The sequence below is a fragment of the Solicola agrisoli genome (assembly GCF_049059935.1).
Taxonomy (GTDB): Bacteria; Actinomycetota; Actinomycetes; order Propionibacteriales; family Nocardioidaceae; genus JAURVT01.
Genome location: NZ_JBMGQR010000151.1, coordinates 1 through 1,213, shown reverse-complemented (window position 1 = coordinate 1,213; position 1,213 = coordinate 1). Strand labels below are relative to the sequence as shown.

Here is a 1,213-nt window from a genome sequence, read left to right as displayed (position 1 = left end):
GGCCCGCGGACGGGGCGTCCTCGATCCGGATCGCCCGCGCCTCGGCGCGCAGCCGGGCCCCGATGGCGGGGGCCGACGGGTGCCACAGCGGTGCGCGTCCGGCGGCGTGGGCCAGCATCGACAGCTCCTTGGCGTGCGCCTTGGCCAGCAGCGGGTCGTCGTCGTGGGCGTCGAGGATCGCGCGGGCGCCCGGGGAGGACGCGGCCGCCTGACGCCAGGCGCTGACGGCGGCCGCCTCGGGGTCGACGTCGCCGCGGTCGATGCGGCGGTCCACCTCGCCCGAGAGGCGCTGGAACCAGTACATCTGCAGGTCGAACAACAGCTCGGTGGGGTTCTCGAAGGCCTGCTCGACGCGGGCGTCCCAGGGAAGGACGCCGTCGGGGTGGAGGTCGGCGACCTCCAGCAGCTCGCGGAGCACGGTCTTGCGACGGTTGTAGGCATCCCAGGTCATGGTCTGCTCCTTTCGTCATACCGTCGGTACGTACTCTGAGTATGTGTCATACCCGCGGGCAGCACAACGTGGGGTCGCGTGAGACGCGACACCTGGTCGTAGGGTTCGCGGGTGACCACGCGCAAGGTGCTCCGGGCCGCGGCCGGCGGCCGATCGTCCTCGCGTCGCCAGGAGTACTCCTCCTCCACCCGCAAGGCCCTCGTCGAGGGCGCCACGGACCTGTTCGCCGAGCGCGGCTACGCCGGCACCTCGCTCGACGAGGTCGTGGCGGCGGCCCGCGTCACCAAGGGCGCGCTCTACCACCACTTCAGCGGCAAGCTCGACCTGTTCGAGCACGTGGTCGACCGCGAGCAGAAGGCCGCGAGCAAGAAGATCTCGCGCGCGCTGCGGCGCGAGAAGGACCCGTGGGAGCGCGCCGAGGTCGGGCTCCGCGGCTTCCTGGAGATCTGCCAGGAGCCCACCTACCGCCGCATCGTCATGCAGGAGGCGCCCGTCGCGCTCGGTCCCGAGCGGTGGCAGGAGATCGAGCGCGGGTCCACGTTCGGCATCGTCGAGCAGATCGTCCGCGACCTGCTGGAGGGCACGGGGGTCGAGGACTCCCTCGCCCAGACCTTCGCCACCGTCTTCTACGGCGCCATGCGCAGCGCCGGCGCCCTCGTCGCCGACGCCGAGGACCCCGAGGCCGCCAGCGCCGAGGTCGAGGTCGTCATCGGCACGATCCTGGTCAGCCTCCGCCAGGCCGGCGGGCTGGCTTAGCACCCA

The 1,213-nt window shown here is 72.4% G+C and carries 2 protein-coding genes; one reads left to right on the top strand and one right to left on the bottom strand.

Features of this window, described 5'->3' with window-relative positions; translation table 11 throughout:
• Positions 1 to 451 (bottom strand): hypothetical protein (locus ACI6PP_RS23190; RefSeq protein WP_421114119.1); only part of this gene is annotated, 451 nt, incomplete at its 3' end.
• Between the two features lie 111 nt (positions 452 to 562).
• Here ACI6PP_RS23190 and ACI6PP_RS23185 point away from each other — a divergent pair.
• Complete coding sequence (locus tag ACI6PP_RS23185; protein WP_421114118.1) at positions 563 to 1,207, top strand: TetR/AcrR family transcriptional regulator; 645 nt, start codon at positions 563 to 565, stop codon at positions 1,205 to 1,207.
• Positions 1,208 to 1,213: the final 6 nt, after the last annotated feature.